Annotated in this window: 17 protein-coding genes; 8 read left to right on the forward strand and 9 right to left on the reverse strand. The window is 65.5% G+C overall.

The genetic code is table 11. The features are described 5' to 3' along the window. Positions 1-18 precede the first annotated feature (18 nt). Entirely contained in the window at positions 19-711 is a 693-nt protein-coding gene (nadD, locus tag BMY03_RS22215) for a nicotinate-nucleotide adenylyltransferase (protein WP_046857282.1), read from the reverse strand. Beyond that, positions 680-1,951, reverse strand: coding sequence for a glutamate-5-semialdehyde dehydrogenase (locus BMY03_RS22220; protein WP_094012289.1), 1,272 nt, complete (start codon positions 1,949-1,951; stop codon positions 680-682). The genes nadD and BMY03_RS22220 overlap by 32 nt, the downstream gene beginning before the upstream one ends. 297 nt (positions 1,952-2,248) lie before the next feature. On the opposite strand from BMY03_RS22220, the gene BMY03_RS22225 reads away from it, so the two are divergent. After that, on the forward strand, positions 2,249-2,941 hold the full coding sequence (locus tag BMY03_RS22225; protein ID WP_094012290.1) for a DNA-3-methyladenine glycosylase: 693 nt from the start codon (positions 2,249-2,251) through the stop codon (positions 2,939-2,941). Between the two features lie 3 nt (positions 2,942-2,944). Beyond that, the gene (locus BMY03_RS22230; protein WP_094012291.1) at positions 2,945-4,261 is read left to right on the forward strand and encodes a bifunctional DedA family/phosphatase PAP2 family protein; all 1,317 of its coding nucleotides are present in this window, start codon (positions 2,945-2,947) and stop codon (positions 4,259-4,261) included. Positions 4,262-4,307: 46 nt separating this feature from the next. On the opposite strand, the gene BMY03_RS22235 is transcribed toward BMY03_RS22230, so the two are convergent. Genes BMY03_RS22235 through BMY03_RS22245 form a run of 3 tightly spaced genes read right to left on the reverse strand, consistent with a single transcriptional unit; the run spans position 4,308 to position 5,983 of the window. After that, complete coding sequence (locus BMY03_RS22235) at positions 4,308-4,898, reverse strand: LON peptidase substrate-binding domain-containing protein (RefSeq protein WP_094012292.1); 591 nt, start codon at positions 4,896-4,898, stop codon at positions 4,308-4,310. Positions 4,899-4,907: 9 nt separating this feature from the next. Then, positions 4,908-5,624 (reverse strand): LrgB family protein, encoded by a 717-nt coding sequence (locus BMY03_RS22240; protein WP_023631659.1) that lies wholly within the window; start codon positions 5,622-5,624, stop codon positions 4,908-4,910. Further along, on the reverse strand, positions 5,621-5,983 hold the full coding sequence (locus BMY03_RS22245) for a CidA/LrgA family protein (protein WP_023631660.1): 363 nt from the start codon (positions 5,981-5,983) through the stop codon (positions 5,621-5,623). Before BMY03_RS22245 ends, BMY03_RS22240 begins: the two co-directional genes overlap by 4 nt. A 151-nt stretch (positions 5,984-6,134) precedes the next feature. Between BMY03_RS22245 and BMY03_RS22250 the strand changes: the two genes are divergently transcribed. From BMY03_RS22250 to BMY03_RS22260, 3 genes are all read left to right on the forward strand, one after another. Further along, entirely contained in the window at positions 6,135-6,590 is a 456-nt protein-coding gene (locus tag BMY03_RS22250) for a MaoC family dehydratase (RefSeq protein WP_023631661.1), read from the forward strand. Between the two features lie 106 nt (positions 6,591-6,696). Continuing rightward, positions 6,697-8,430 (forward strand): C13 family peptidase, encoded by a 1,734-nt coding sequence (locus tag BMY03_RS22255; protein ID WP_094012293.1) that lies wholly within the window; start codon positions 6,697-6,699, stop codon positions 8,428-8,430. Between the two features lie 27 nt (positions 8,431-8,457). After that, a complete protein-coding gene (locus tag BMY03_RS22260; protein WP_023631663.1) occupies positions 8,458-9,102 on the forward strand; it encodes an oxidoreductase in 645 nt (214 codons plus the stop codon). 102 nt (positions 9,103-9,204) lie between these two features. Here the strand turns inward: BMY03_RS22260 and BMY03_RS22265 are convergent, their stop codons facing one another. The 4 genes from BMY03_RS22265 to BMY03_RS22280 form a co-directional block, all read right to left on the reverse strand. Then, a complete protein-coding gene (locus tag BMY03_RS22265) occupies positions 9,205-9,492 on the reverse strand; it encodes a YceK/YidQ family lipoprotein (RefSeq protein ID WP_038707275.1) in 288 nt (95 codons plus the stop codon). After that, the gene (ubiX, locus tag BMY03_RS22270) at positions 9,489-10,118 is read right to left on the reverse strand and encodes a flavin prenyltransferase UbiX (protein WP_011532009.1); all 630 of its coding nucleotides are present in this window, start codon (positions 10,116-10,118) and stop codon (positions 9,489-9,491) included. Before ubiX ends, BMY03_RS22265 begins: the two co-directional genes overlap by 4 nt. Beyond that, entirely contained in the window at positions 10,115-11,464 is a 1,350-nt protein-coding gene (gene mpl, locus BMY03_RS22275) for a UDP-N-acetylmuramate:L-alanyl-gamma-D-glutamyl-meso-diaminopimelate ligase (protein ID WP_038707274.1), read from the reverse strand. Before mpl ends, ubiX begins: the two co-directional genes overlap by 4 nt. Before the next feature lie 66 nt (positions 11,465-11,530). Further along, positions 11,531-13,450, reverse strand: a complete 1,920-nt coding sequence (locus BMY03_RS22280) for a sigma-54-dependent Fis family transcriptional regulator (RefSeq protein WP_094012294.1) — start codon at positions 13,448-13,450, stop codon at positions 11,531-11,533. A gap of 267 nt (positions 13,451-13,717) precedes the next feature. Between BMY03_RS22280 and exaC the strand changes: the two genes are divergently transcribed. From exaC to BMY03_RS22295, 3 genes are all read left to right on the forward strand, one after another. Then, a complete protein-coding gene (exaC, locus tag BMY03_RS22285; RefSeq protein ID WP_023631530.1) occupies positions 13,718-15,238 on the forward strand; it encodes an acetaldehyde dehydrogenase ExaC in 1,521 nt (506 codons plus the stop codon). Between the two features lie 175 nt (positions 15,239-15,413). Next, positions 15,414-16,862, forward strand: a complete 1,449-nt coding sequence (gene eat / locus BMY03_RS22290; RefSeq protein WP_023631529.1) for an ethanolamine permease — start codon at positions 15,414-15,416, stop codon at positions 16,860-16,862. Positions 16,863-16,911: 49 nt separating this feature from the next. Next, positions 16,912-18,306, forward strand: coding sequence for an ethanolamine ammonia-lyase subunit EutB (locus tag BMY03_RS22295; protein WP_038707272.1), 1,395 nt, complete (start codon positions 16,912-16,914; stop codon positions 18,304-18,306). The last annotated feature ends 6 nt before the right edge of the window (positions 18,307-18,312 follow it).

Raw genomic sequence — 18,312 nt, forward strand, 5'->3', positions numbered from 1 at the left:
AGGCGCCCATGGGCGCCGTCAGTTGGACGCACGATACAGGTCGTGCGCCTCGATATAGGCCAGTACTGCGTCCGGCACCAGAAACCGCACCGACTTGCCGCTGGCCAGCAGCTGTCGGATCTGCGTGGCGGACACCGCGAGCGGGGTCTGCCAGACGAACGAAATGTGCCCCGCCGGGCCGGACATGGCGGTGGGATCGCTCTCCGAGCGCGCCGCCAGCAGGTTGCGCAGCTCGTCAGGGGGTTCGACATCGGCATCCGGGCGTTGCAGCACCAGGATGTGACAGTGTTGCAGCAGCTCTTCCCAGCGATGCCAGCTGGGCAGGCCGCAGAATGCGTCCCAGCCCAGCACCAGGAACAACTGGTCGTGCGCGTTCAGTTCGCCGCGGATCGACTCCAGCGTGTCGATGGTGTACGACGGTTTGTCGCGGGCCAGCTCGCGGGCATCCACGCTCAGGCGCTCGACGCCCTGCACGGCGCCGCGCACCATGGCCAGGCGATCCTGCGCAGCCACCAGCGGAGTGTCGCGGTGCGGCGGCCGGGCGTTGGGCAGCAGGCGCAGTTCGTCCAGGCACATGAATTCGGCCACTTCCAGCGCACTGCGCAGGTGACCGATATGCACCGGGTCGAAGGTGCCGCCGAGAATGCCGACGCGCCGGACTGCGACAGGGTTGCTCAACTCAGCACGGCTCCTGGCCGCGCAGCTGGCCATCGCCGATCACCACGTACTTCTCGCAGGTCAGGCCTTCCAGGCCGACCGGGCCGCGGGCATGCAGCTTGTCGGTGGAGATACCGATTTCCGCGCCCAGACCGTATTCAAAGCCGTCGGCGAAGCAGGTCGGGGTGTTGAGCATGACCGACGCCGAGTCGACCTCGGCCATGAAGCGCCGGGCCTGGCCCTGGTGCTCGGTGATGATCGAATCGGTGTGGTGCGAGCCATAGTGGTTGATGTGCTCGATGGCCTGTTCCAGGCCGTCGACCACGCGAATCGACAGGATCGCGTCGAGGTATTCGGTGTGCCAGTCGTCTTCGCTGGCCGGCTTGGCGTCGATGAACGCCCGGGTGCGCTCGCAACCGCGCAGTTCGACGCCCTTGTCCTGGAAACGGCGGGCCATTTCCGGCAGGAAGCGCTCGGCCACCGACTGGTCCACCAGCAGCGTCTCCATGGCGCCGCAGATACCGTAACGGTAGGTCTTGGCATTGAAGGCAACGCGCCAGGCCTTGTCCAGGTCGGCGTGGGCATCGACGAAGATGTGGCAGATACCGTCCAGGTGCTTGATCACCGGTACACGGGCATCGCGGCTGATGCGTTCGATCAGGCCGCGGCCGCCACGGGGCACGATGACATCGACGAATTCCGGCATGCTGATCAGCGCGCCCACGGCTTCACGGTCGGTGGTCTCGACCACCTGCACCACTGCCGGCGGCAGGCCGGCCTCGGCCAGGCCGCGCTGGATGCAGGTGGCGATGGCACGGTTGGAATGGATGGCTTCGGAGCCGCCGCGCAGGATGGTGGCGTTCCCCGACTTCAGGCACAGGCTTGCGGCGTCGATGGTCACGTTGGGGCGCGACTCGTAGATGATGCCGATCACCCCCAGCGGCACGCGCATCTTGCCGACCTGGATCCCCGACGGGCGGTGGCTCATGTCGCGGATGGCGCCGACCGGGTCCGGCAGGCTGGCCACCTGGCGCAAGCCAGTGATCATGCCGTCGATGCGTGCCGGGGTCAGCGCCAGGCGCTCGAGCAGCGCGGGTTCCAGGCCGTTCTTGCGGCCATTGGCCAGGTCCTGTTCGTTGGCTGCGGTGAGCGCGTCGCGGGCCGCGTCGAGAGCGTCGGCGGCGGCCTGCAGGGCGCGGTTCTTCTGCGCGGCGCTGGCACGGCCGATCACCCGCGAGGCCTCACGGGCGGCGCGACCCAGGCGGGTCATGTAGTCAAGAACGGACTCGGTCATGGGTTCGGTGTCTTGGCAAAGGGGAAATCGGCTGATTATAACTGGAGCGCTCGGGTACGCCCAGCGGCGGGTGGCGGATGGTAGAAAATGGCTGCCGCCAATACGTAGGAAAGATGTAACCACCCGTATCGAAACACACCTCAGCGTCATCGCGGTGCAAACCCGCTCCCACGCCCTACGGGGCATGCAGCCATTTCCGTGGGAGCGGGCTTGCCCCGCGACAGCGTCAACTTGATTCAGCCTCGATTAAGCCATTCATTGCTATCATCCCCGCCTTCACAGCCACGAACCGCCCGTATGTCCGCCCCAGCCCCCTGCCCGGCCCGCGCCCTGCCCGACAGTTTCTTCGATCGCGATGCGCAGACCCTCGCCCGCGACCTGCTGGGCAAGGTCATCCGTCACCGCCAGGGCGACCTATGGCTGGCGGCGCGCATCATCGAAACCGAGGCCTACTACCTCACCGACAAGGGCAGCCATGCGTCCCTGGGTTTCACCGAGAAGCGCAAGGCGCTATTCCTCGGTGGCGGGCATATCTACATGTACTACGCCCGCGGCGGCGACTCACTGAACTTCAGCGCCCAGGGCCCGGGCAACGCGGTGCTGATCAAGTCCGCCTACCCCTGGATCGACACCATCTCTGATGCCAACAGCCTGGCCCGGATGCAACTGAACAACCCCGACGCCAGCGGCAACCTGCGCCCGCCCGAACGCCTGTGCAACGGCCAGACCCTGCTGTGCCGCGCCATGGGCCTGAAGGTGCCGCACTGGGATGCCCGGCGTTTCGACCCCGAGCGCCTGTACGTCGAGGATTGCGGCATCGCGGTCCCCCGGGTGATCCAGACCACCCGCCTGGGCATACCCCATGGCCGCGACGAACATTTGCCCTACCGCTTCGTCGATGCCGATTACGCCCGCCACTGCACCCGAAACCCGCTGCGACGCGGCCAGGTCGAAGGGCAAGACTTCTTCATGCTTGAACAAGGAAACTGAACCATGGGCCAATGGCTGGACAGCCTGACCACCTGGCTTGGCGCCAACCCTCAGTGGCTGGGCCTGGCAATCTTCCTCGTGGCCTGCGTCGAATGCCTGGCCATCGCCGGTATCATCGTGCCCGGCACCGTACTGTTGTTCGCGGTCGCCGTGCTGGCTGGCAGCGGCACCTTCAGCCTGGGCGAAACCCTATTGCTGGGTTTCCTCGGCGGCATGCTCGGCGACGCGATCTCCTACGCCATCGGCAAGTACTTCCACCAGAACATCCGCCGCCTGCCGTTGCTGCGCAGCCACCCGGAGTGGATCGGCAGCGCCGAGGCGTACTTCCAGCGCTATGGTATAGCAAGCCTGCTGGTTGGCCGCTTCATCGGCCCGCTGCGGCCCATGCTGCCGATGGTCGCCGGCATGTTCGACATGCCCCTGCCGCGCTTCATCGCCGTTAGCCTGGTGGCCGGCGCCGGCTGGTCGGTGGCCTACCTGCTGCCCGGCTGGGCCACCGGCGCGGCGATGCGCCTGCCACTGCCGGAAGGCTTCTGGCTGGACGCGGGGATTGTCATGGGCACCCTGGCGGTGCTGATCGGCCTGAGCCTGAGCACCAGCATCCGCGATCAGCGTCACGGCACCCGCCTGATCGCTGCCCTGAGCGGCCTGGCGGTAGCCGCGCTGTTCATCGGCTGGCGCTACTTGAGCGAATTCGACCAGGGCGTCATGACCCTGGTCCAGGAGCACCGCAGCCAGGCCATCGACGGCGCCGTGGTGGTGATCACCCGCCTGGGCGACTTCCGCACCCAGTTCTTCCTCGGCGGCTTGCTCACGGGCCTGCTGCTGCTGGCCCGGCAATGGCGCCATGCGCTGTTCGCCGGCGCGACGCTGATCGGCACAGCCCTGGCCAACGGCACGCTGAAATGGTTGTTCGCCCGCGCCCGCCCCGAGGTGCTGACCGACCCGCTGACCAGCTACAGCATGCCCAGCGGGCATAGCTCGGCATCGTTCGCCTTCTTCCTGGTGCTGGCGGTGCTGGCCGGGCGTGGCCAGCCGCCGCGCATGCGCCTGACCTGGGTGCTGCTGGGATGCATTCCGGCCCTGGCCATCGCGCTGTCGCGGGTATACCTGGGCGCGCACTGGCCGACCGATATCCTCGCCGGCGCGCTGCTGGCATGCTGCGTGTGCGCGCTGAGCCTGACCCTGGTGCAATATCGCCAGCCACTCACCGCGCTGCCGCAGCGGGTATGGTGGCTGGTATTGCCAGCGTGCATCGCGTTGCTGACATTCTTTGCCCTGCACGCGCTGCCCAAGGCGTTGCTGCGCTACCAATACTGACGGCCATCACTGGGCAACCCGCTCCATCGGAGCGGGCCTGGATGGTTCAGGCGAACAACTCGCCCTGGATCCGCTCCAGCAATGCCTGGATCGCTTCCAGCCTCAACTGCGGCGAGTCGATGGCCAGCAGGTCGAGCTTGTCCTCTTCCACGAACGGCAACAGGTAGGCCAACTGGTTGGCCAACGCCTGTCGCCCGTCGACATCCCGCGGCATGTCCAGCGCCTCGACCATCGGGTGCTCGCCCAGGGCCAGCAGCAGCGCCAGCAGGTCATCGTCCTGCTCCTGCAGCGGTCCGTCCGCCAGCTCCGACAGCCACTGCACCTCGCCGATCATCAACTTGTCCTTCTGCACCTCGGTACTCTCGACACGAAAACGCCGCACGCCTTCGACGCGAATACCCAGCAGGCCGTTGTCCTGCTGCACGAAGTCGCGGATCAGTGCCTCACAGCCGACCGACGCCACTACCGGCGCCGCCTTGCCCACCTGCTCGCCTTCCAGGATGCATACCACGCCGAAGCCTTCACCCTGCTTCATGCAACGGCCGATCATGTCCAGGTAGCGCGCCTCGAAGATCTGCAGATCGAGCAGGCAACCGGGGAACAGCACGGTATTGAGGGGAAACAGCGGTAATGTCATCTCGATTCCTCAAGCCACCAGGCTGACCGCCAACGGCAGGAACACCGCCGTGGCCACCCCCATAAGGCTCATCGCCAGCGCGGCGAAGGCGCCGCATTCGTCACTTTCCTGCAAGGCCACCGACGTGCCCACCGCGTGAGCGGTGACGCCCAGCGCCATGCCCCGGGCCTCGGGGCTGAGTACGCCGAAGCGGCTCAGCAGCGCCGGGCCGAAGATCGCGCCGATCACCCCGGTGATCAGCACGAACACCGCAGCGAGGGCCGCCACACCACCAATCTGCTCGGCCACCAGCATGGCGATCGGCGAGGTGACCGACTTCGGCGCCATGGTCATCAGGATCATGTGCTCGGCGCCAAACCACCAGCCCAGCGCCAGGCATGCCACGGTGGCGAACAGGCCTCCGACTACCAGCGTAGTAAATGTCGGCCAGAACAGCTGACGGATCCGCCGCAGGTTCAGGTAGAGCGGCACCGCCAGGGCCACGGTGGCGGGGCCCAGGAGGATGTTCATGATCTCGGTGCTCTTGCGGTACTCGGCGTAGTCGATGCCGCAGACAAGCAGGATGCCGATCACCACCAGCATCGACACCAGCACCGGTTGCAGGAAGATCCAGCGGGTTTTTTCATACCCTGCCAGCACCAGCTGGTAGGCGGCCAGCGTGATGCCGATACCGAACAGGGGATGGTGGATGACCGCGTCGAGCGCGCCGTGCCAATCGAGGGTCATGGCTGCTCCTCTTGCTTGCCCTGGCGGTGGATCAGTCTCTGCATCAGCACCCCCACGAACACCAGGGTCGCCAGGCAAGAGATCAACAGCGCCCCGACGATCGCCCAGAAGTCGGCGGCGATGTCCCTGGCATAGACCATCACCCCCACCGCCGGCGGCACCAGCAGCAGCGGCAGGTAGCGCAGCAGGCTGCCGGCGGCCTCGTTGAGCGGCTGGCCGACTTCGCCACGAACCATCAGGAACACCAGCAGCAGCAACAGGCCGATGATGGGCCCGGGCAGGATGTGCAGGAACAAATGGTTGATCGCCGTTCCCAGCAACTGGAACAGCACCAGCCAGGTCAGACCACGCAACAGCATAGGGACCTCCGTCAGAACATGGCGGTCATTATAAGCACGCTAAGCAATTGCCTATAAGGCGATATTCGGCGAAAAGCGGGCAACTTGACTGAAACGGTGCTGCGTGCTGATCTTGAACATTCGTACCAAATGACAATCTGGAGATGTCGCGATGCCCTATGTACCCGTTACAGAGCTTTCGCAGTACGTTGGCAAGGAGCTGGGCCGTTCCCAATGGCTGAAGATCGACCAAGAACGCATCAACCTGTTCGCCGAAGCCACCGGCGATTTCCAGTTCATCCATGTCGATCCTGTGAAAGCGGCCAAGACCCCGTTCGGCAGCACTATCGCCCATGGTTTCCTTACCCTGTCGCTGATCCCCAAGTTGATGGAGGACATCCTCGTGCTGCCCGAGGGGTTGAAGATGGTGGTCAACTATGGCCTGGACAGCGTGCGCTTCATCCAGCCGGTGAAGGTCGACAGCCAGGTACGACTCAAGGTCGACTTGACCGACGCCACCGAGAAAAAGCCCGGGCAATGGCTGCTCAAGGCCACGGTAACCCTTGAAATCGAAGGCGAAGAGAAACCGGCCTACATAGCCGAACCACTGTCACTCTGCTTCGTCTGACCACCACGCCGCGCCTGGAGCAGACGCACGGGGCGCGCAGCGCCCCAATTCACGGCCTGGCGTATTCTGCGGCATACTCGGCGCATCGTTTTCCGCGGAAGCCGCCATGCGCCCCCTGCTCCCCCTGACCCTGATCCTGCTGCTCGCCGCCTGTGGCGAAGGCGAATCCCTGTCTCCGCCGGACGCGCGCCTGCCCGATGGCGGCCGCTACCGTGGCCAGGTGGTGAATGGCCTGCTACAGGGCGAGGGGCGCATCGACTATCCCAACGGCAGCTGGTACGCCGGCAGCTTCAAGGATGGCCAATGGCACGGCCAGGGTGAGTGGCATGGCAGCAACGGCGAGGTCTACCGTGGCCAGTTCAGTGAAGGCCTGTTCCAGGGCCTGGGTGACCTGACCACGCCCGGCAGCCACTACGCCGGCACCTTCAAGCATGGCCGCCGCGATGGCGAAGGCACCCTCAAGCAAAACGACCAGACCTACCGCGGCCAGTTCAAGGACGACCAGTACGATGGCGCGGGGCAACTGGAACTGGCTGACGGCAGCCGTTACCAGGGCCTGTTCGCCAAGGGCAAACCGAACGGTGCCGGGGTGCGCAGCGATGCCAGCGGCAACCAGTTCAGCGGGCACTTCATCGATGGCCAGCTACAGGGAGCCGGCACCTACGACAGCGCCGACGGCGAACAGTACATCGGCGAGTTCAAGGACAATCGCCTCGAGGGCCGTGGCCGCTACGAGAGCGCCGACGGCGACGTCTGGATCGGCGACTTCAAGGACGGATCGCTGGCCGGCCAGGGCGAACTGCTGGGTAGCGATGGCAGCCGCTACAAGGGCGGTTTCCGTGACTGGCGCTTCGCTGGCACCGGCACCTTGCAACTGGCTGACGGTAGCCAGTATATCGGCGGTTTCGCCGACGATGCCTACCACGGGCGTGGCAAGCTGACCCACCCGGACGGTCGCAGCGAAGCCGGTACCTGGGTCAACGGCGTGCGCGTGCGCGACGCCCAGGGCAAGCTTTTGCCCGACCCGCTCGACCTGGCCCTGCTCAACCAGGGCAAACTGCTGGCCGATGCGCTGGCCAAGGTGCCTGCGTCGGTCCCACCCGTGCAGTTGTACAGCCTTGTGGTGGCCGGCGACGGCCAGCAAAGTGTGTTCCTGCGTGAGGCCGACTATGTCAGCAATATGCTCAAGGTGCGTTTCGGCGCCCTCGGCCAGATCACCTTGGTCAACCATCGCGATCATCTGGCCGACCGGCCCATGGCCACCCGTGAGAGCATCACCCGCGCTGCCCGCACCTTGGCCGAGCGCAGCGGCCCCGAGGACCTGGTGTTCATCTACCTGACCAGCCATGGCAGCCACGACCACCAACTGGTGCTCGACCAACCACGCCTGCAACTGGCCGACCTCTCCGCCGACGAGCTGGCCAGCGCCCTCGCCCCGCTGAAGGACCGCGACAAGGTGATCGTCATCTCCGCCTGCTATTCCGGTGGCTACATCGCCCCGCTCAAGGACGACCGCACCCTGGTCATGACCGCCGCCCGGCCAGACCGGGTGTCATTCGGCTGTTCGGAAGAAGCCGACTTCACCTACTTCGGCGACGCCCTGTTCGCCCAAGCGTTGAACCAGACCGACGATCTGAAACAGGCGTTTGAACTGGCGCGGCAAAGCGTTGCCGAACGAGAACGAAGGGAAGGTTTCGAAGCCTCTGAGCCGCAGCTCTGGGCGCCGCCGGCGGTAATCAGCCATTGGCAGCGCCTGCGCCGCCAACAAGCCGAGCAAGCCTTGCGCAATGAAGCCCAGCCAGCTTCGGAGGAACAGGCAAAAACACCTGGCGCCCACTAAGCTGTGTAGTAACGAGGGAGAAACACCATGTACCTGACGCCTCAGCATGTCCTGCTTGCCGGTGCCACGGGTCTGACAGGAGAACACCTGCTCGACCGCCTGCTCAACGAGCCCACTATCAGCCGCGTGCTGGCGCCAACGCGCCGCCCGCTGGCCGAGCATCCGCACCTGGAAAACCCAGTGGGTGACCCGGCCATGTTTCTCCCGCAACTGGCTGGCCGTGTCGACATAGCGTTCTGCTGCCTGGGTACCACCCTCAAGCAGGCCGGATCTGAAACGGCCTTCCGCGCCGTGGACCTGGATATGGTCGTGGCCTTCAGCAAGCGCGCCAGGGAGATGGGCGCCCGCCATCTACTGGTGATCAGCGCGCTCGGCGCCGATCCGAAGTCTTCGATCTTCTACAACCGGGTCAAGGGCGAGATGGAGGAAGCGCTAAAGCAGCAGGATTGGCCGCAATTGACCATCGTGCGGCCTTCGCTATTGCTGGGCGAGCGGATCCAGCCACGGCTGGGTGAGCGCATGGCCGCACCCTTCGCCCGCCTGATACCGGGCAAGTACCGCGGCATCGAGGCCTGCACCCTGGCCCGGGCGCTGTGGCGGCTGGCGTTGGAGGAGGAGGATGGAATTCGCGTGGTCGAGTCGGACGAGCTGCGCAAGCTAGGCAAGAAGTAAGGCATCAAGCCCATCGCGGGGCAAGCCCGCTCCCACGCTACGGGCTATCGCTCAAGGACGTGGGAGCGGCGGTTCGCCGCTGCGACTTGCCCCGCGATGCTGTTACAACCCACCGGTAGCGTTGAACCCCACCCCCGCCGCCGTCAATAACGACAACGGCAGCAGCAGCGTATCGAGCAACGCGCTCCCAGGAAGGTCCAGCCCCGGATAGGCCGGCGCCTCGGCCCCGAACCGATCTTCTGGACAGCACCCACCATTGATCACGTACAGGTCAAGCCGTGTCCCGGCATACACCACCGGTGCCCCGGGCTTGTTGGCATCCAACGTGCGGACCGTGGCGCAGCCACCGAGCTGGGCCAACACCAGCAGCCCCAGCACAAACCGCCTCAATCATCGACCCCATGATGATGCTCGCCCCAGCGCGGCAGCATGTCCTGCGGGATATTCAGCAGGTTCAGGATGCGTGCCACGACGAAGTCGACCAGGTCGTCGATGGTCTGCGGCTGGTGGTAAAAGCCCGGTGCCGCCGGCAGGATCACCGCGCCCATCTGCGACAGCTTGAGCATGTTCTCCAGGTGGATGGTCGAGAATGGCGCCTCCCGCGGAACCAGGATCAACTGACGACGCTCCTTGAGGGTCACGTCGGCCGCCCGCTCGATCAGGTTGTTGCAGGCACCGGTGGCAATCGCCGACAGGGTGCCGGTGGAACACGGCACCACCACCATCGCCGCCGGCGCGCCGGAGCCCGAGGCCACCGGCGACATCCAGTCCTCCTTGCCATACACGCGGATCTGCCCGTCGGCCGCGCCGGTGTACTCGGTCAGGAACGCCTGCATGGCCTGGGGCTTGGCTGGCAACACCACGTCGGTCTCTGTAGCCATTACCAGTTGCGCGGCCTTGGAGATGAGGAAATGCACCTCGCGGTCTTCGCGCACCAGGCAATCGAGCAGGCGCAGGCCATACTGCGCCCCGGAGGCGCCGGTCATGGCCAGGGTGATGCGTTCCGGCCCGCTCACTTCAGCGCCTCGGCCAGCTTGCCGTGCAGGCCGCCGAAGCCGCCGTTGCTCATGATCACCACATGGGTACCCGGGCGGGCCTGGCCCTTGATCCGTTCGATGATCGCCTCGAGGCTGTCGGCGACCACACTCGGCACCTTGCACTGCGCGGCGGTGCCGGCCAGATCCCAGCCCAGGTTGGGCGGCGCGTACCAGATGACCTGGTCGGCGTCGTTGACGCTTTCCGGCAGGCCGTCGCGGTGCGCGCCCAGCTTCATGGAGTTGGAGCGCGGCTCGATCACCGCGATCACCGGCGCCTCGCCTACGCGCTTGCGCAGGCCATCGAGGGTAGTGGCGATGGCGGTCGGGTGGTGGGCGAAGTCGTCATAGATGGTCACGCCCTGAACCTCGGCAACCAGTTCCATGCGGCGTTTGACGCTCTTGAAGGCGCTCAGGCCTTCGATACCCATGGCCGGCGCCACGCCGACATGGCGGGCGGCAGCCAGGGTGGCCAGGGCATTGGCGACGTTGTGTTGGCCGGTCAGCGCCCAATCCACCACTCCTTGCGCCTGACCTTCGAACAGCACTTCGAAGCGCGAGCCATCGGCGCTGAGCAGGCGCGCCTGCCACTGGCCACCCTCGCCCGTGGTCTGCACCGGGGTCCAGCAGCCCATGCCGATGACGCGCTCCAGCGCCTGCTCGGTGGTCGGGTGAATGACCAGGCCCTCACTGGGAATGGTGCGAACCAAGTGGTGGAACTGCCGCTCGATGGACGCAAGGTCGGGGAAGATGTCCGCGTGATCGAACTCGAGATTGTTGAGGATCGCAGTACGCGGATGGTAGTGCACGAACTTGGAGCGCTTGTCGAAGAAAGCGCTGTCGTATTCGTCGGCTTCTACCACGAAGAACGGCGTATCGCCCAGGCGCGCCGACACCGAGAAGTTCTGCGGCACGCCGCCGATCAGGAAGCCCGGGCTCATGCCGGCGTGTTCCAGCACCCAGGCCAGCATGCTGCTGGTAGTGGTCTTGCCATGGGTACCGGCCACGGCCAGTACCCAGCGGCCCTGCAGCACATGGTCGGCCAGCCACTGCGGGCCCGATACGTACGCCAGGCCCTTGTTCAGCACATACTCCACCGCCGGGTTGCCCCGCGACATGGCGTTGCCGATCACCACCAGATCCGGTGCCGGCTCCAGCTGGGCCGGGTCGTAGCCTTGGGTCAGCTCGATGCCCTGGGCTTCGAGCTGGGTGCTCATCGGCGGATACACGTTGGCGTCGGAGCCGGTGACACGGTGGCCAAGGTCCTTGGCCAGCACCGCCAGCGAACCCATGAAAGTGCCGCAAATACCGAGAATATGAATGTGCATGATCGACCTCGCAAAACGTCGAGGCAGGGTAGCCCAGGGCGAGGGAAATCGCACCCGCTGTTTCGCTCAGCAGGCCCTGGCTATGCCATGTTTGCGCAGTTTTCGATACAAGGTATTGCGGCTGATGCTCAGGTGCTCGGCGACGCGGGTCATGTGCCAGTGGTTTGCCTCCAGGGCGCTGAGCAAGGCCTGGCGCTCGGCATCGCCAAGACACACACGACCATCGTGGGAGCGAGCCTGCCCCGCGATGGCGTTGGCAGGACCCACTCCCACATTGCGCACCATTTGCGGGAGGTCCGGATACTCGATCCGCCCCTCCTCGCACAACGCCACCAACGTGCGCAGCACATTGCGCAACTGCCGCACGTTCCCTGGCCAGGCAAAGTCCAGCAACGCTTGTCGTGCTTTCGGTTCGATTTCGATGACCTGTCCTTCGGCCTCCTGCGCCAGCAGGAAGTCCAGCAGCGGCGCCTTGTCGCTGCGTTCGCGCAACGCCGGCAGGGCCACCTCCAGGCCATTGAGGCGGTAATAGAGGTCTTCACGGAACCCGCCGTGCGCCACCCGCTCCAGCAGGTCACGGTGGGTGGCGCTGATGATCCGCACATCCACCGCCTGCGGCTCACCACCGATCGGCACCACCTGGCGCTCTTCCAGTACCCGCAGCAAGCGAGTCTGCAGCGCCAACGGCATGTCGCCGATCTCGTCCAGCAGCAAGGTGCCGCCATCGGCCTGCAGCAGCTTGCCGCGCATGCCTTCCTTGCGCGCACCGGTGAAGCTGCCACCGCGATAGCCGAACAGCTCGCTCTCGATCAGGCTCTCCGGGATCGATGCGCAGTTGATCGCCACGAACGGCTTGTCACGGCGTGCGCTGGCTTGGTGCACCGCCTGGGCAAAAGCCTCCTTGCCGCAACCGGTTTCGCCGCGCAACAGCAGCGGCACGTCACGCTCGAACACCCGCACGGCGCGACGGAAGTCCTCGCGCAAGGCCGGATCGAGCAGGCAGATGCCCGGCGCAGCGGTCTGGGGCAAGGCCACCGGCACCGACCACACCGGCGCCCGTGCCTGGCCGCGCAGGCTGGCGAATACCTGGCGACCGTCGCGGGTGTGCAGCGGCCAGGCAGTACTGCCCTGGAGAGTGGCGCGGCTGAACATTTCATCGTGGCTGCAGGCGAAGAACCTGTCCAATGGCTTGCCCAGCACTCCGCCGCGGATGGTCCCCAACAGGTTCAAAGCACTCTGGTTGGCGGCGCAGATCCGCCCGTCGCCATCGAAGGCCAGCAGGCCCTCGCTGAACAACCCGACCGACTCGGCCTGCAAGTGAAAACGCAGTAGCCATTGCTGCTCGAAGTGGCGCAGGAAGTAGCAGCTCTCGATCATCTTCGCCGACAGGTTGACCAGCGCCATGGTGTGGAACTGGCTCTGGCGCGAGACATCGGGCCGCGCCGACGACACATCGAGTACCGCCAGCAACTCGCCGTGTGGGTCGAATACCGGGCTGGCCGAGCAGGTCAGCCCGGTATGGCGACCACGGAAGTGCTCGTCCTGGTGAATGGTCAGGGCTTGGCGCTCGACCAGGCAGGTACCGATACCGTTGGTGCCCTCGCGGGCCTCGCTCCAGTCGGCGCCGAGCCACAGCCCGGCACGCTCGAAGATGCGCCGCTCGCTGGGCGCGGTGACGCAGTTGAGGATCACCCCGCGAGCATCGGTCAGCAGCACCGCGTGCCCGGCACCGGACAACTGCTGGTGCAGGCTGTTCATCTCGTTGTCGGCGATCTGCAGCACCTGGCGCAGGCGCTCGCGGCTCTCCAGCAGGCGGCCGTGTTCGAGCACCACCGGTGCCTGGACCCGCGCGGGGTCGAGGTGGTAGTCCTCCAGGCAACGCAGCCAGGAGCGGGCGATGGACGGGTCGCTGCCCGGCCCGCTGGTCTGGCCCTGGGCGACCGTGAGCACTTGCTGGGCATGGCGGCTGAACGGATTGCTCTGCATTTCTTGTTGTTCTCCGCAGATAGAGCGTGCCGTCAGCATCCTCCAGGCGTGAACGCTTTGCAACGTTGCACCGACCCTGCGGTCACGGCCTGTGTCGCAACGGGTACAAAATGTCACCCTGGCCGTGCCGAGGCTGGCACAGGTCATTTCAATCGCGGCGCCGCACTTGACCCAAGTCATTGATAAACAAGGGCCTCCAGGCGCTGGCCCGACCTTTGCTCTACGCTTGGTAACTCCGCAACAATCACAACGACCAGGAGACACATCATGCGTTATGCACATCCCGGCACCGAAGGCGCGAAGGTCAACTTCAAGAGCCGCTACGGCAACTACATCGGTGGTGAGTTCGTGGCGCCGGTGAAGGGGCAGTATTTCGAGAACACCTCCCCGGTCAACGGCAAGCTGATCGCCGAGTTCCCCCGCTCCACCGCCGAAGACATTGAAAAGGCCCTCGACGCGGCCCACGCGGCCGCCGATGCCTGGGGCCGCACTTCGGTGCAGGACCGATCCAACGTCCTGCTGCGCATCGCCGACCGCATCGAGCAGAACCTCGAGCTGCTGGCCATCACCGAAACCTGGGACAACGGCAAGCCGATCCGCGAAACCCTCAACGCCGACATCCCGCTGGCGGTCGATCACTTCCGCTACTTCGCCGGCTGCATCCGGGCCCAGGAAGGCGGCGCCGCCGAGATCAACGAAACCACCGTGGCCTACCACATCCACGAGCCGCTGGGCGTGGTCGGGCAGATCATCCCGTGGAACTTCCCACTGCTGATGGCCGCCTGGAAGCTCGCCCCGGCCCTGGCCGCCGGCAACTGCGTGGTACTCAAGCCCGCCGAACAGACTCCACTGGGCATCACCGTGCTGATGGAACTGATCGGCGACCTGCTGCCCAAGGGCGTGCTCAACGTGGTGCAAGGCTACGGCCGTGAAGCGGGCGAGGCCCTGGCCACCAGCAAGCGCATTGCCAAGATCGCCTTTACCGGCTCTACCCCGGTCGGCGCGCACATCATGAAATGCGCCGCCGAGAACATCATCCCCTCCACCGTCGAACTGGGCGGCAAGTCGCCGAACGTGTACTTCGAGGACATCATGCAGGCCGAGCCGAGCTTCATCGACAAGGCGGCCGAAGGCATGGTGCTGGCCTTCTTCAACCAGGGCGAAGTGTGCACCTGCCCGTCGCGTGCCCTGGTGCAGGAATCGATCTACCCGCAGTTCATGGAAGTGGTGATGAAGAAGGTGCTGCAGATCAAGCGCGGCGATCCACTGGACACCGACACCATGGTCGGCGCCCAGGCCTCGCAGCAGCAGTTCGAGAAGATCCAGTCCTACCTCAAGATCGCCCAGGAAGAGGGCGCCGAGTTGCTTACCGGCGGCAAGGTGGAGCAGCTCGAAGGCGCGCTGGCCAGCGGTTACTACATCCAGCCGACCCTGCTCAAGGGCAACAACAAGATGCGCGTGTTCCAGGAGGAGATCTTCGGCCCGGTGGTCAGCGTCACCACCTTCAAGGACGAAGCCGAGGCCCTGGCGATTGCCAACGACACCGAATTCGGCCTGGGCGCCGGCGTGTGGACCCGCGACATCAACCGCGCCTATCGCATGGGCCGCGGAATCAAGGCCGGCCGCGTGTGGACCAACTGCTACCACCTGTACCCGGCGCATGCCGCGTTCGGTGGCTACAAGAAGTCCGGCGTCGGCCGTGAAACCCACAAGATGATGCTCGACCACTACCAGCAGACCAAGAACCTGCTGGTGAGCTACGACATCAACCCGCTGGGCTTCTTCTAAGCACGAATCATCGCGGGGCAAGCCCGCTCCCACGTGGGAGCGGGCTTGCCCCGCGATGAGGCCGATCAACCAAGCGCGGTTGCCGTGCAGCAACCGCTCTGGCTCGCTTCCTGCAGTACCTATCACCATCGGCCCGGAACCCTTCCGGCCACCAAGAAGAAAAACAGGTGAATCCATGCCAAGCGATCATTCCGCCGGCGCGCCGGCAAGCTCCTCCGTCGACTTCGAAAAGGTCAATTCCGAGTATTTCCAGCAACGTGAACTGAAAAAAGGTGCCGCCGGCTGGGTGCTGCTGGTGGGCCTGGGCGTGGCCTACGTGATCTCCGGCGACTACGCCGGCTGGAACTTCGGCCTGGCCCAGGGCGGCTGGGGCGGCATGTTCCTCGCCACCCTGCTGATGGCCACCATGTACCTGTGCATGTGCTTCTCCCTGGCGGAACTGTCGTCGATGATCCCCACGGCCGGCGGCGGCTACGGCTTCGCCCGCAGCGCCTTCGGCCCCTGGGGCGGCTTCCTCACCGGCACGGCGATCCTCATCGAGTACGCCATCGCGCCCGCAGCCATCGCCGTGTTCATCGGTGCCTACTGCCAGTCGCTGTTCGGCATCGGCGGCTGGATGATCTACCTGGCCTTCTACATCGTGTTCATCGGCATCCACATCTTCGGCGTCGGCGAGGCGCTGAAGCTGATGTTCATCATCACCGCGGTTGCCGCCATCGCCCTGGCCGTGTTCCTGATCGGCATGGTGCCGCATTTCGATGCAGCGAACCTGTTCGACATCGCCAAGACCGACGCCGTCGGCGCCAGCAGCTTCCTGCCTTTCGGCTATGTCGGTGTCTGGGCGGCGATCCCCTACGCGATCTGGTTCTTCCTCGCGGTCGAAGGCGTACCACTGGCCGCCGAAGAGACCAAGAACCCGAAGCGTGACCTGCCCCGTGGCCTGATCGGCGCGATGTTGGTGCTGCTGGCCTTCGCCTTGTTGATCCTGGTGGTCGGCCCCGGTGGCGCCGGTTCCGAAGCCCTCAAGGCCTCAGGCAACCCGCTGGTCGAGGCGCTGTCGAAGGCCTACGGCGGTTCGACCTGGATGGGCGGCTTCGTCAACCTGGTGGGCCTGGCCGGCCTGATCGCCAGCTTCTTCTCGATCATCTATGCCTATTCGCGGCAGATCTTCGCGCTTTCCCGCGCCGGCTACCTGCCACGCAAACTGTCCGAGACCAACAAGAGCAAGGCCCCGGTACTGGCCCTGGTGATCCCCGGGATCATCGGCTTCGCCCTGTCGCTGACCGGCCAGGGCGACCTGCTGATCCTGGTGGCGGTGTTCGGCGCCACGCTGTCCTACGTGCTGATGATGGCCGCGCACATCACCCTGCGTATCCGCCGCCCGAAAATGGAGCGTCCGTACCGCACCCCCGGCGGCATCTTTACCTCGAGCGTGGCCCTGGTACTGGCCTGTATCGCCGTGGTCGCCGGCTTCCTGGTCGATCCGCGGGTGGTGATTGGCGCCGCGGTGATCTATGCAGTATTAATTGCCTACTTTGCGTTCTACAGCCGCCACCACCTGGTGGCCGGTACACCGGAAGAGGAATTCGCCGCGATCCAGAAGGCCGAAGAGGCCCTGCACTGATTGCCGACTTGCGCCGCAGGCCAGCCCTGCGGCGCCCTGGAGATTCTGTATGGCAAGTTTCACGCATACCGTGGGCCACCAGGTCTACCGCTTCGACAGCCTCAAGGAGGTGATGGCCAAGGCCAGCCCGGCACGCTCGGGGGACTACCTGGCCGGCGTCGCCGCCAGCAACGACGGCGAGCGGGTGGCCGCGCAGATGGCCTTGGCCAACATCCCGCTCAAGCACTTTCTCAGCGAAGCGCTGATCCCCTACGAACAGGACGAAGTCACCCGCCTGATCATCGACACCCACGATGCCGCGGCCTTCGCCGCGGTCAGCCACCTGACCGTCGGCGGCTTGCGCGACTGGCTGCTCAGCGACCAGGCCGACGAACACAGCCTCAGGGCCCTGGCCCCCGGCTTGACGCCGGAAATGGCCGCCGCAGTGTCGAAGATCATGCGCGTGCAGGATCTGGTGCTGGTGGCGCAGAAGATCCGCGTGGTCACCGCGTTCCGCGGCACCATGGGGCTGCGCGGGCGGCTATCGACGCGCCTGCAGCCCAACCACCCCACCGACGAGCCGGCCGGTATCGCCGCGAGCATTCTCGACGGCCTGCTGTACGGCAACGGTGATGCGATGATCGGCATCAACCCGGCCACCGACAGCATCGCCTCGATCTGCGCGCTGCTGGAAATGCTCGATGCGATCATCCAGCGTTACGACATCCCCACCCAGTCCTGCGTGCTGACCCACGTCACCACCTCGATCGAGGCGATCAACCGCGGCGTGCCGCTGGACCTGGTGTTCCAGTCCATTGCCGGCACCGAAGCGGCCAACGCCGGCTTCGGCATCAACCTTAACGTGTTGCAGGAGGGCTACGAGGCCGGCCTGTCACTCAAGCGCGGCACGGTCGGGCAGAACCTGATGTACTTCGAGACCGGCCAGGGCAGCGCCCTGTCGGCCAACGCCCACCACGGCGTCGACCAGCAGACCTGCGAAACCCGCGCCTATGCGGTGGCCCGGCACTTCAAGCCGTTCCTGGTCAACACCGTGGTCGGTTTCATCGGCCCGGAGTACCTGTACAACGGCAAGCAGATCATCCGCGCCGGCCTCGAGGACCACTTCTGCGGCAAGCTGCTGGGCGTGCCGATGGGCTGCGACATCTGCTACACCAACCACGCCGAAGCCGACCAGGACGACATGGACACCCTGCTGACCCTGCTGGGCGTGGCCGGGATCAACTTCATCATGGGCATCCCCGGCTCCGACGACATCATGCTCAACTACCAGACCACCTCGTTCCACGACGCGCTCTATGCCCGCCAGACCCTGGGCCTCAAGCCCGGGCCGGAATTCGAGGCGTGGCTGGAACGTACCGGTATCTTCACCCAGGCCGATGGCCGTATCCGCTTCGGCGACAACCTGCCGGCGGCCTTCCGCCAGGCCCTGGCACAGCTGGCCTAGAGGTGA

This window comes from Pseudomonas soli (assembly GCF_900110655.1).
Classification (GTDB): Bacteria; Pseudomonadota; Gammaproteobacteria; order Pseudomonadales; family Pseudomonadaceae; genus Aquipseudomonas; species Aquipseudomonas soli.